The sequence below is a fragment of the Botrimarina hoheduenensis genome, from assembly GCF_007859815.1.
Lineage (GTDB): Bacteria > Planctomycetota > Planctomycetia > Pirellulales > Lacipirellulaceae > Botrimarina > Botrimarina hoheduenensis.
On sequence record NZ_SJPH01000004.1, the window covers coordinates 215,096 to 227,477 of the forward strand.

The following is a 12,382-nucleotide window of genomic DNA, read 5'->3' on the forward strand; positions in this document are numbered from 1 at the left end:
CGATTTCGCACAACGTTTTCAACGCCGAGAGAGCGGAGCGGGTAAGCGGCGTCCACGCTTGTTCAGGTCGATAACCGGCGGCTAGCTTGGACACGCTCCAGCCAGCGCTCGCTCGGCGGTCCGTAGGGGCGGAACTTTTCGGTTTGGCCCGTCTCGTCGTTGTACAGCAGCGCGCGGTGCAAGCGCAGATCGCTCGCTGCGGGGGTGTCGATCAGGTTGCTCGAATCGGCTGCCGACAGTTGCAGCGCCACGCGCAACGCAAACTCGCGCAGCGTTTGCCGATCGAACAGCCGTGTGACCGCCTTGTACGAATCGCACCAAACGAGTGTGTGCAGCCCGACTGCCGGGCCGTTGCGCAACAGATCGCCCAGCAACTTGTCGGGCGTAGGGGGCGTCTCCGATGAGGAACCGTAACCGCCGAAGCCGTAATCGTCGTCGCTCCGCCGCAGCTCACGCAGTCGGCCAGCGTTGTACAGCACAACATAGTGCGGCACCGCAGCGACGCTCGGTTCCGCTTCACGCCGCTTCATTTCCTCGACCAGCTCGGCGAGCGTCGCAGCCAGTTCCGCTTCTTCCTGCCGCTGCGCGTTCTCACCACCCGCCGCGACCACCTTCTGCCAAACTCCGTGGCCCGCTTCTCCGGGCCGCGCCGTATCGATGATCGTCACCAGCGCGGCAGGGTCAGAGGCGTGCAGCGAAACAACCGCCGCGGCCAAGGTTCCGAGGGCGTCGGGCTCATCGGAGCCGACTACCAGCAGATTGGTACCCGCCCGACGCGTGAAATCGACGTGTGTCGCCGGCTTGATCGCCACCGCCGCGCCCAACCACGCCCGCCCAGGACACCGCGCCGGTTGGCGATCCTCCTCGGGCAAGTCGTCGAGCGCCGCCGCGAGCTGGCGATTGGTCTGCGGGTCGGCAGGAGCGTTCCCCTCGAACACCACCTGCTCCGGCAGCGGAAGTTCGAGGCGGTGGCGGCGCTCGTCGAGCGCGTCGAGCCACACGCTCCGTTCGCGATCCGGCAGCCACACCACCTGAAACGGTTCATTGGCGGTGATGAGACCGTTCTGAGCGTTGTAGATCGCTTCGCCCGGTCGGCTGAGGAAGCGGGCCGCGGTGTTGCGTTCGTCGCTGAGGATCAGATGGGCGTCGGCCTCGCTGGACTCGAGCGCCACCCGCACGGCGATCTGCCCCAACGTGCTCCGCGCCAGGGTATAAGCACCGGACAGCGTCTGGGTGCCGAGCAGCACATGCATGCCAAACGCACGCCCCTGCCGCACCAACCGGTCTAACAACAGCGATGACTCAGAGGCCAGCTTGTCGTCTTCGACAAAGAGCTCCTGAAACTCATCGATGATCAGCAGCAAGCGCGGAGTGGGGTTGGTTGGATTGGCGGCACGGAAGTCGGCGAGATTCTGCACCCCAGCCGCACGGAATCGCTCACCGCGCCGCTTCAGCTCTTCGTCGAGCCGCTCCAAAACGCTCAGCCCGAACTCCCGCTCGCTCTCGATCGCGATAACACGGGCGTGTGGCAAACGGTGCGTGGCGTACGACTTGAACTCGACCCCCTTCTTGAAGTCGATCAAGTAGAACTCGACCTCATCCGGTCCATAGTGCAGCGCCGCGCTGGTGACCAGCGCGTGCAGGAAGGTCGATTTGCCACTCCCCGTTTTGCCCGCCACGAGCAGGTGCTGTGAGGTCCCCTTGCCGAGGCGCACGTTCTGCAAGCGGTTCGCGCCCGCGCGGCCGACGGGCACCAACAATTCGTCGGCGCAGGTCTTGTCCCAGTAGCAGCCATCCGGCGGGGCCACCACCGAAAAGGGCACCTCCACCTTCACCGCCGCCTTTGCCGCGGCCCCCGCCTTCTTGAGCGTGTCGATCATCCGTTCGGCCGCCGGCTCTTCGTCGAGCACGAGCGGCAGCTGCTCGAAGGCCGGGTACCGCCACACGAACGCCGAACGACTGGCTTCCCAGTCGAGCCAGGCAGCCTGGGTTTTCAGGTCGTCCAGGTGGAAATCAGCCGGCAAACGTCGCCCCGCATCGACACCCAGCAGCGTGAACACACCGCACCTCGGACCCCCGGTCACGAGGCTCACCAGCCGGCGCGCAGCCGACTCCGTAAAGTTCGTGGGAAACCCTGCGATGACGAGCACCTGAAACGGCTCGGCTACTTCGCCGGCCATCGCGTTGTACTCGTGGATCGTCTCGTACTCGCTACGCAGGTACTTCTGAAGGACGGTCTCCAGGTGGCTCGTCAGCCGGGTGAGCTGCTCCTCGATATCGCGCGACTCGCTCCAGATGCGTCCGGCGATCAACTGCTCGTCGGCGTCGGCCAGGTGCATGAACGACTGAAAGTTGTCGCCCAACCCCACCGGATCAAGAATCGTGAAGCGTACCTTTCCCGGTGGCATCGCGGTCAGAAAGCGGAGCATCATCAGACGCAGCAACTCCACGCCCCGCGCACGGCCCTCGCCTTCGGCAGTAATGAGCAGCGTGGGATGCTCAGCGAGCGTCATCAGCACCGGCGCGGCAAGGCGGGTTTCCGGAGGGGTAAGCTGCGCGTCGGCGGCGAGTCCGTGCTTGATCTTCGCCAGATCGATCTCAGTGGACCCCAACGCGATCGACGGCGTCGCGACAAGCGGCTTGGGCCAGGCATCGAAGTCGGTCACGCCGAAGTTGGGGAACAGGCGTTGCGCCTCCGCCCGCATGTCGCGCAGTGCTGCCCGCACGTCGTCGTACTCGATAAACCAACGCTCGACGAGCTGTTGCCAGGCCTCTTCGCGGCGGGATTCCAGCGCCTCGACGGCGGCAACATGCTCGGCTTCGATCTGGGCAAGCGATGTCTCGCGGCGCTGCGTGAGCATCGCGATCCGCGCGTGGTGCTCAGCTTCAAGACGAGCAACGGCTTGTTCATGGGCGGTCCGCATCTCGGCGAGCATCGCCGGGAAAAGTTTACCGGCCTCTTCCAGCTGGTCTGACGATTGGGCCGCGGCTTGGCCCACGAGCTGCTCCAGCCGAAACCCCAGTTCGGCCAGTTCGCGATCGCGGCGTTCTCGTAAGGCGGCAGTTTCTTGCCGTGCCACCTCGACCGCCGCGCGATCGGCAGCATTCAGCCGTAACTCGGCTTCCAGCCGCGCGCTATCGATCTCGCTCAAAGCGTTGCGGGTGCGGGTACGGGCGCGGGGGATCAGCACCGCAGCGGTCACCGCGGCGGCGGCGAGGCCGACAAGCACGGCACCGATCGCATGCGCGGCGATCCAGCCTGCCGCTGCTCCGACTACCGCCGCCAGCAACGGGGCCGGTCCCAGCGCCCACCACGCTACCGGATCGCTGACCAGCGCTTGCGCCGCCGATCGATAGCGATCAAGGCCTTCATCGACCGCAGCAAGGTTGGCTGCGGTTTCAGTGGTTGTCAGCTTCGTGGAATCGGGCGTAGCGTTGCGGGCTTCGCCTTTCGGAGCGGTTGCTGACACACCCCGCCCCGCGGCAATGGCGACCACATCGGCCCCGATCGCCCCGATCGCCTTGGCTCGGGCCGTGAGCTCTGCGCGTGTGGCCTCAAGCTGCTGGCGTGGCGTGTGCTTGTTGGCATCAAAGAGCGTGAGGATCTGCCAGGCGGCTTCCTTCCGCTCGCGATCGGCCTCAGCAGCCGTCTTGGCGGCATGGGTTTGGGCACCCGTGCGAACCTGCCGGTACTCTCCTTGCGCCGCCGCCCGATCCGCTTCGTAGCGCTGCATCAACTCTTGGCGACGACTGGTGAACTCGCCGTCGGCGTCCGCGCGTAGCGATTGATGATCGGCCTCGACCGCGCTGCGGAGGCGGGCATGCTCTTCATCGGCCGCTTCCCGCGCCGCCGCGGCCTCTCCGGCGATGCGCCGCTCTTCATCGTGTCGCGCGGTAGCAGAACGCTGCAGCTGACGCATCAGCTCTAGTTGGCGACGCGAGGAGAACCATTCGTTGCTCAAAACGGGCGTCCCGGTGGCTGCGGTGCGTCGGCCGGCGACGCAAGAACAAAAGTGCTGGCAAGTGTAACCCGACGCCGCGCCGTGCTACGAGTCCAGCTCACGCTGTGCCTCGTGCAAAAGCAGCCGCATCCGCCCAACAGCGTCGAGCGTGTTTTTGACGATCGGGGTGAGCGGCTCCAGGTGTTCCGCGAAGAACGCCTCGGCAACCGAGTCGTTCCACACCTCAGAGGTCTCACCCCAGACCCGCTGAAGGTCTTTCAACGCCAAACGGAGGCGGGTAGCACCCGTGTCCAGGTCGCACGGCTTCATCGGCGCGGCTCCTCGGCAACCGGCTCGTCCGACGCCGGGGCTTCGACCTCAGCGGACGTTTCCGCTGGGGGAGATGCCGACGAGCCGCTGGTGCTAGCAGGGCCCGTGCGAGCGTACGATTCGAGCACTTCGACCATCCGGGCCAACGACGCGGCGGTCCGCGGCGTGTCGATATCGATCGCTTCGCGCAGCGCGGCGGTGCGGCCTTGATACTCGTGCAACTCGTGCCGGAGCTTGTGCGCTAAGCGGCTAACGAGCTCTTGCTTCTCTCGGCAGTATGCCAACTTGCCTTCCGCCCTTTTCAGCGCGGCCCGCTGCTCGGCACACGAGGGCTGCTCGTCGTTGATCGGATACATCAGGCAGCGATGGAGCTCGGCCTTGGCCGTTCCGACCTCGTCGTAAGCGCGGCGTGTGCGTTCTTTCCAGTAGCCCGGGCGATCGTGCTCCACCCAATCGATGACTCGCCGGATCTCTGCTTCGAGTTCAATCAGGCCATCGCTTACCCGTAGGCCAAACCGTTGCACCTCTTCTCGGACTCGCCGAATGGCGTCAAACGAGCGGACCGAGGCGGGCATAGGAACGCGGGGGGCAGACGTGGGTGAGCTGAGGAGCGGCCGGTGCGGGGCAGGCGGTCTGTTGAAGAGGAGGACCCGATCATCGGGCACCACGTCTGCCGGATGCTTAACGCTGCTGCAAGTACTCCTCGATGCGTTCGGCCTTTCGGATCAGGAACGGGGCGTGCTCGTTCGTGGCGTCGATGAAGCGGCGGATGCTCTTCATCTGCTGGTCAAAGTCCTCGACGAATTTCTTGTGCTCTTGGTCACGCCAGGATGTGCCCAACCCGGCTAGCTGCGCCGTCAGAGCGGTCATCCGCTCGTCGAGATCGGTGTTGAACCGGCGGAGGCTGTTGGCAAACCGCCGCAACTCCAGAGGGTCGACAATCGCTTGCGACACGGCCCGATCCGGGAACGAGGAAAGTGGGGTAACAGGTGGCTGGCGATCAGTGCGCGACGGCGGTGTCGCTCGGGACCACGCCCAGGTCCGACGATTCTGGTTCGACCAACACGCTGGAGCTTATTCCCGGCTCACCGGTCGCGCGGCGCACCGCTTCGCTGAGCGCTTTAACGGTGCGCTCAACCTGATCCGGCGTGTGCGTGCTGGTGATGAAGAACCGCAGCCGCGCTGCCTCTTCCTCCACCGCCGGGTGGAGGATCGGCTGAACATTGATCCCTTGGTCGAACAGGTCTTGGGACAGCCGCAGCGCGAGGAGCGAATTGCCCGTGATGATGGGAATGATCGCGGTGCCGTTGCTGGTGCCGGTGTTGAGGCCCGCCTCTTTCGCCAGCCGCAAGAACAGCGACGCATTCTCGTGCAAGCGCGTGACCCGCTGCGGCTCTTTGTTGAGCTGCTGGACCGCCGCCAACGCCGCGGCGGCGCTGACCGGTGCGAGGCCGCATGCAAACACAAAGCCCGGAGCCGTGTACTTCAAGTACTGGATCAATTCGTGCGAGCCGGCGATGTAGCCGCCCGAGCTGCCCAGCGCTTTGCTGATGGTTCCCATCCAGATGTCAACGGCATCGGGAGTCACGCCGGACAGCTCTCGCATGCCATGCCCCGTGGCACCCATCGTGCCGATCGAGTGCGCCTCATCGACCATCAGGTAGCACTTGTGCTTGGCACGGAGTTCCGCGAAGCGGGCCAGATCGCAGTAGTCGCCATCCATGCTGTAGACGCCCTCGATCGCTATCAGCACCCGCCGGTGCTCGTGGCGATAACGTTCGAGCAAGTCGCCGCAGGTGCGCCAGTCGTTGTGCGGGAAAGCCCGGCGCAACGCGCCGGAAAGCTTGCACCCTTGCAAGATACTGTTGTGCGCGAGCGAATCGTGCAGGATCAGGTCACCGGGACCCAGCAAGTGGCCCACCACGGTCTCGTTCGTGGCGTGGCCACCGACCATGGTAATCGCGTCTTCAACACCGTGCAGTTCTGCTAGCGCCTGCTCGAGCTCACGGTGGACGGTCTTCTCGCCCGACACGACACGGCTGGCCGAGGTACTGGTGCCAAAGCGCTTGATGGCTTCCAGTGCGGCCTGTTGGACGACCGGGTCGCCTGACATGCCGATGTAGTTGTAGCTGCACCAGTTGATGTACGTCTTGCCACCGATGACGGTCGTGTCTTGAGTGATCCCCTCGTGGCGTGTGAAGAAGGGGTTGCGCAGGCCCGCGTCGTCAGTCTGTTTGATCGTTGCGGCGAGTCGCTTGAACTCGAGGGACTCGCCAAAGCGGTAGTCGCCGGGCTCCGGACCCGCGGGCCCCACCGGTGCCGCCACGGTCTCGCCCGCCTCGTCTTGCAACGAAAGCAGATTGACCCGCACCTGCTGGACCACATCGCGACAGGTCTCCATCGAGAGGATCGCCTCTTCGGTGAAGCGTCCGCCGAACTCTCTTTCGAGCTCAGCGACGATCTCCATGCGCTCCAGCGAGTCGAGCCCCATGCCCGCGATATCGGTGTCGAGCGTTAGCGCGTCGGCGCGTTCCTGGGCGATGCTGCGGATGATCTGCATCACCTGCTCGATGATGACTTCTTCGGGTGCCGGATCGGCTTTTTGGGCGAAGACCGGCGGCCGCGAACGGGGCTTCGGCGGAGCCCCCGCAAGGGCGATCCCCGATGCATCGCTCAGCACCTCGATCGCCGAATCGCTGGGGGTCGGCTTGCTGCGGCGGGCGTAGACCACCGGGGCCGAGCCCGCCTTGAGTTCCGCAACCACCCGCAACGAGCCCGCAGCATACGCATCGCGACAAGCGTGCCGCTGGATCTTCCCGCTCGAGGTCTTGGGGATCGAGTGCGGGCGGATCAGCACGATCGCTTGCGGGCTCACCTCGTGCAGGCGGCCCAGAGCGCTACGGATCGCGGTCAGAACCGCGTCGTAGTCGATGTCGTTCTTACGGGCCACCTCATGAATAACCACCAGCCGCTCGGCCCCGTCGGTACCAACGGCAAAGGCCGCTCCGGCGGCCGGTCGCAGGTCGGGGTGGGATTGCTCGACCGTGATCTCCAGGTCTTGGGGGTAGTGATTCACTCCCCGCAAGATGATCAAGTCTTTCAGACGACCGTTGATGAACAGTTCGCCCTCGACCATGCACCCCAGGTCGCCGGTGCGAAGGAACGGTCCGCGACCGTCATCGGTGCGGGCGTCAAAGGTCTCGCTAGAAACCTCCGGACGCCGCCAGTAGCCCTGCGCCACGCTGGGCCCCTTCACCCAGATCTCGCCCACGCCGCCCGCCGGCTTCTCGGCCTTGGTCTCGGGGTCGACGATGAGGATCTCTTGCTCGAGGAGGCTTGTGCCCGAGCTAACGAGCCGAATGGCCCCCTCTGCGGCGGGATCGAGCTGCTGGGCCTGCCCCGCTTGGAGCGCCTCGGCATTGAACGAGCGGATCGAGGCCGGCTTGGTCTTGTCGCCCCCTGAAACGAGCAGCGTCGCCTCGGCGAGTCCGTAGCACGGGTAGAACGCCTCGCGGCGGAATCCGCACGAGGCAAACGCCGCGCAAAAGCGGTCGATCGTCTCGGCCCGGACCGGCTCGGCACCGTTGAACGCGAGTTCCCACTGGCTCAGGTCCAGGCGCCGCTTTTCTTGCTCGGTCACCCGTTCGACGCACAGCTCGTACGCGAAGTTGGGCCCGCCGCTGATCAGCGCCCCGGTGTCAGAAATCGTCTGTAACCAGCGGAGCGGCTTCTGCAAGAAGTGGGTGGGCGTCAGCACCGTGATGGGCCGCGCGAAGTACACCGGCTGGATCACGCCGCCGATGAGCCCCATGTCGTGGTACAGCGGCAGCCACGTGACGGCCGAACTGGCGTACGACGGTCGGAACGCCGCGCTGATGATCGCCGTGTTGTTCAGCAGGTTGCCGTGGCTAAGCATCACGCCCTTGGGCGATCCGGTGCTGCCCGACGTGTACTGCAAGAAGGCGAGGTCCGAGGGATCGATCGGCGGCAGCTTCCACCGCGCGCCATCGGTGGTGGGGATATCTCGGGTGCATTTCCAGTCGATCGCCGCCAAATCGGGGAGCTCGGACAGGACCGGCTCGATCCGTTCGAAAACATCCTGAGTGGTCAGCGCCACACGCGGCTGAGCGTCGCCCACGATGGCCTGAATCCGCTGCATGTTGGCATTACGCCGCGGCGGATACGCGGGCACGGCAACCACGCCCGCGTACAAGCAGCCAAAGAACGCCGCGATGTACTCCAGCCCCGAGGGAAAGAGCAGCAGGGCCCGCTCGCCCGCGAGCCCTTGGCTCTGCAGGTACGACGCAATCGCCCGGGCCCGAGCGTCGAGCTGGGCGTAGGTAAAGTGAACGCGATCCGCGTCGCCATCAACCACGTAGGTAAAGGCCCGCTGATTGCCTAAGTCGGTGGCTCTTAGCCGTAACAGGCCGACAAGGTCGACAATGTCATCGGTCAAGCCGTAGAGATTCGCCTGGCCCACATGCACGCTCGCTTGGTTGCTGATCGACTCCGCACGCCCTTACCGCGGGGCGGCCCCGTATTAAACTGGACAAACGGGGCGATTGCTAGCGATTCGGATGGCTGATCTGGCCTGGGAAGCCAGCAACAAGTTGCGCCGGTACCAAGCCCTGGTCGTGAGATCGACACCCAGCGGCAAGCATCTCGCCCCGCCCAGCGGTAGCACGGGTTATGCCGTGTAGGCACCTTGAGACGGCCCCTTTGGGGCCCCGCACGGCCCCCGTCGGGGGGCCTCTCTCGCCAGAAACGGTGCCAGAAACAGAGGAGGCGGCGAGGGGCCGCTTCGAGCCCCACCCCGCCGAACACAACACTCTACAAAAAAAGACCGAGGCGCGGGGCGGGGGCAAAATCGCCCCGCCCCACGCCTCGGTTATTAGCGCGGGCAGCCGGCGGCAGCTCGAAAGCCGCCTCCCCCCCACCGGTTGCGCCCCGCATCGTTTCTGGTAGCTACTTGCGGCCGTGAAAGCCGCAGTCATCGGCGGTTTGCCGTCAATCTTCTGGCCCTTGAGGGCCGCCGTCGGCACCCCGGCTTAGTGCCGGAACTCGATACCGAAGTTGACACCGTTAGCGAGGATGTCGGTCCGGGCGTCTTTCACGCCGAAGTCAGGAGCCCGATAGATGACCGACTGCGAGGCCCGCTGGATGTTATCTACATACTGAGCCGTGTAGCCGATCTTCAGGGCGAGTGCCCGGGTGAGCTTGTAGCGAGCCTCGAGCCGCAACTCCGCCAGCGGCGAGAAGTCGTCTTCAAACTTCCCGTACACCGATGTTGTCGTACGAGCCGAAGCCGAGCGGTTCAGGGCACCGGGGATCGCTTCTTCGCCGAACACGCCGTACTGATCGATGTCGGCTCGGTTGTAGGCGAACATCACGCGGCCATCGACACTGAAGTCCCACTTGCCGCGATCACGTGTCCAGCGGAGGCCGAGCTGCGGGCCAACCAGTTGGTTGTCGATCTCAGCCGACACGCTTGTGCGACCAAGGATGCTGCCCAAGCCGACCATCGAGAACCGGTCTTGGAGCCGCAGGAATCGCACACCGTAAGAAAACTGCAGCCGATCGCTGCGGCCCTGCTCTAGGCGGTGGCTCTGGTCGATCTGGTGCGTGAGCATCCACTCGACACCGTTCATCTCCGTCACGTTACGCGTTGTGACCGTGTCGAAGAAGACGTTGAAGGTGTAGAGGTCGTCGAAGTCGGTGATCTGGGCGATCCGCTCGTCGTCGTCAATCGTGCCGTCACCGTTGAGGTCCGCCAGGATGAAGAACGAACCGCCGAAGAGGTCACCGTCCAGGTCGTCGGCGGCAGCACCTTCGTAGGTGTCGTCGTCTCCAGCCGAGTCTTCTTGCTCGGCACCGTAGTTACCGACGTAGTAGACCGGCCCGTAGACGGTGCCCGCTTGAGCGCCGGCGAGGTTGTTCAGGTAGTCGCGGAAACCGTTGAGGAAGTTCGGGTCGGGCAGCTCGAAGTTGACCGCCACGCTGCCGAAGCCGAGGAAGTGGCCGTCGCCAAACTGCGGTCCGTCGCCGTCGAGCACGCCGTCGCCATCGCCATCGATATCGTTGTCTTCGTAGGCCGGATCAACGCCGGGCTGATCGCTGTCGGTTTGGCTTGTGTACGGCGTATCAGGTACGCCATAGGTGGCGTTGCTCTTGGCCTCGGGGCCGTCGAGGATGCCGATGGTCCAGCCGCGCTCACCGTCGGAGTAGCCGAACTCGTAACGGTCGCCCCAGGCAAACTCGGCGTCGGGCGTGGCGTCGAGGATGCCGTTCTTCACCTGGTACTGCGAGAGCGCCGCATCGAGTCGGTCGGAGTCGCCATCCAGCTGCGGCACCTCGACATCACGCGTGGTATCGTCATCCACGGGGACCGTGACCGTGACGGTCACAAAATCGCTCATGGGATCGTTTGGATCGACACGCTGAAGCGGGAAGAACGCGCTGATGGTTTCGGGAGTGATGCCGTTGACGGCGAGGTCCTGGATGTTGACCTGCAGCAGCACGTTGCGGGCGTTCTCTTCATCCGGCGTCAGGATGCCGTTGAAGATATCCTCCGAGGCGACCGTCAGACCGGGCGAACCGATCTCGATCCGTTCGCCGGTGATCGCCCAGACCGTTTTGTCGTAGCGGAAGAAGAACCCCGCTTGCGAGTCGATCCGACCGTCGAGGTCGAGCTCGGCTGGCTCGAACCAGCGCAGGTCGTTGTTGGCAACCACATCCTCAAGCCCATAGGCTTGAGCGTGGCAGAGTGACGCCGGTGCCAGCAGGCAACCAAGGGCGGCGGTAAGCAGTCTATGACGCGGAGCGAACATCGGCTTCCCCAGCACAGGTCAATCGTGGACGTACGGCTCGCGGCGACGCTTATCGCCGCTGCGCACGAACCGAGGGGGGGGTTGGTCTGTGACATTCGTATCGGTGGGTCGGGACGCCCTAGTTGAGGAACTCTGGTAAACCGTGCCGGTTTTTCCATCAAAGCCGGTCATGCGGATCAGCCGGGGCCCCGATTCGCTAGCACTTCGGCCCCAATCGCGGGTGCGTTAGGTGGTTGCCGCGGGCTTGGTTCGTGTTAGAAGTGGTGTGCCGCCACCGCCCGCGTCCGGCGAATCGGGCCCGGTACGTACTCTCGCCCCCCCGAAACTGAGCTTGTTGATGCTTGCTATGCGTGCTCCCTGCCGCTTTCCCGCCGCGGCCATGCGAAACCCCTTGGGCCCGTGCTGGCTGCTAGCAGCCGCTCTTGCGCTGACGGCTTCGGGGCCGATCGCGGCGGCCGCCGAGAGCCCGCCCGATGAGGACTGGATCCGCCTCACCGAGGGGCCCGACGGCAAGCCGCAAGCGCTGCAGACGGGCGTCGGACGCTACCAACGCACCGAAGCGGGGGGGCAGACGATCACGGTCGATCTGGTGGGCGCTGTCCACGTGGGCGATCGGGCGTACTACCGCAACCTCAACGAACGTTTCGAGGGCTACGAGGTTGTTCTCTATGAGCTGGTGGCACCGCCCGGCACGCGGGTCCGGCCTGGCCAGCAGGTTGGTAGCGATAACGCTTTGGGGGCCATGCAGAACGGCATGAAGTCGCTGCTCGGGCTGGAGCACCAACTGGAATGGGTCGACTACTCGCCCGCCAACTTCGTCCACGCCGACATGTCGCCCGACCAGCTGTTCGCGTCGATGGGCGAGCGCGGCGAGGGCTTTCTTGAGATGTACTTCCGGCTGCTCGGGCAATCGATCGCCGAACAGACCAAGCAGTCGGCCGCCGGCGAATCGACCGAGTTTGACCTCCTCCGGGCATTTTTTGCCGCGGATCGCTCGCAGCAGATGCGGATCGCGATGGCCAAGCAGATGGCCTCGATGGAAGGCGTTCTGTCGGGGTTTGGCGGCGAAAAGGGCTCGACGATCATCCATGAACGCAACGCGATCGCCCTGCGGGTGCTGGAGCAGCAGCTGGAGCAGGGGCGGCGGAGCATCGCCGTCTTTTATGGCGCAGGCCACTTAGCGGACATGGACGCCCGCCTGCGCCGCGATTTCGGTCTGGAACAAACCGATAAACAGTGGCTCGATGCCTGGCGTCTGGGCGATTAAAACGGACCGGCCTGCTG

At 64.9% G+C, this 12,382-nt stretch carries 7 protein-coding genes; 1 reads left to right on the forward strand and 6 read right to left on the reverse strand.

Annotated features, from left to right (window positions below; genetic code table 11):
* Window positions 1–62: 62 nt before the first annotated feature.
* The 6 genes from Pla111_RS10940 to Pla111_RS10965 form a co-directional block, all read right to left on the reverse strand.
* Entirely contained in the window at window positions 63–3,962 is a 3,900-nt protein-coding gene (locus Pla111_RS10940; protein ID WP_146574290.1) for an FtsK/SpoIIIE domain-containing protein, read from the reverse strand.
* 84 nt (window positions 3,963–4,046) lie between these two features.
* Window positions 4,047–4,271, reverse strand: coding sequence for a hypothetical protein (locus Pla111_RS10945; protein WP_146574291.1), 225 nt, complete (start codon window positions 4,269–4,271; stop codon window positions 4,047–4,049).
* The gene (locus tag Pla111_RS10950) at window positions 4,268–4,846 is read right to left on the reverse strand and encodes a hypothetical protein (RefSeq protein WP_146574293.1); all 579 of its coding nucleotides are present in this window, start codon (window positions 4,844–4,846) and stop codon (window positions 4,268–4,270) included. Before Pla111_RS10950 ends, Pla111_RS10945 begins: the two co-directional genes overlap by 4 nt.
* Before the next feature lie 106 nt (window positions 4,847–4,952).
* The gene (locus Pla111_RS10955) at window positions 4,953–5,225 is read right to left on the reverse strand and encodes a WXG100 family type VII secretion target (protein WP_146574295.1); all 273 of its coding nucleotides are present in this window, start codon (window positions 5,223–5,225) and stop codon (window positions 4,953–4,955) included.
* Window positions 5,226–5,271: 46 nt separating this feature from the next.
* A complete protein-coding gene (locus Pla111_RS10960; protein ID WP_146574297.1) occupies window positions 5,272–8,757 on the reverse strand; it encodes an aminotransferase class I/II-fold pyridoxal phosphate-dependent enzyme in 3,486 nt (1,161 codons plus the stop codon).
* Window positions 8,758–9,319: 562 nt separating this feature from the next.
* Window positions 9,320–11,098, reverse strand: a complete 1,779-nt coding sequence (locus Pla111_RS10965; RefSeq protein ID WP_146574299.1) for a BBP7 family outer membrane beta-barrel protein — start codon at window positions 11,096–11,098, stop codon at window positions 9,320–9,322.
* A gap of 379 nt (window positions 11,099–11,477) precedes the next feature.
* Here Pla111_RS10965 and Pla111_RS10970 point away from each other — a divergent pair, with 379 nt between their 5' ends.
* Window positions 11,478–12,365 (forward strand): hypothetical protein, encoded by an 888-nt coding sequence (locus tag Pla111_RS10970; RefSeq protein WP_146574301.1) that lies wholly within the window; start codon window positions 11,478–11,480, stop codon window positions 12,363–12,365.
* The last annotated feature ends 17 nt before the right edge of the window (window positions 12,366–12,382 follow it).

Coding starts and splice junctions, on each gene's coding strand:
- Pla111_RS10945 (WP_146574291.1), bottom strand. CDS start 4,271: ATGAAGCCGTGCGACCTGGACACGGGTGCTACCCGCCTCCGTTTGGCG.
- Pla111_RS10950 (WP_146574293.1), bottom strand. CDS start 4,846: ATGCCCGCCTCGGTCCGCTCGTTTGACGCCATTCGGCGAGTCCGAGAA.
- Pla111_RS10965 (WP_146574299.1), bottom strand. CDS start 11,098: ATGTTCGCTCCGCGTCATAGACTGCTTACCGCCGCCCTTGGTTGCCTG.
- Pla111_RS10970 (WP_146574301.1), top strand. CDS start 11,478: ATGCGAAACCCCTTGGGCCCGTGCTGGCTGCTAGCAGCCGCTCTTGCG.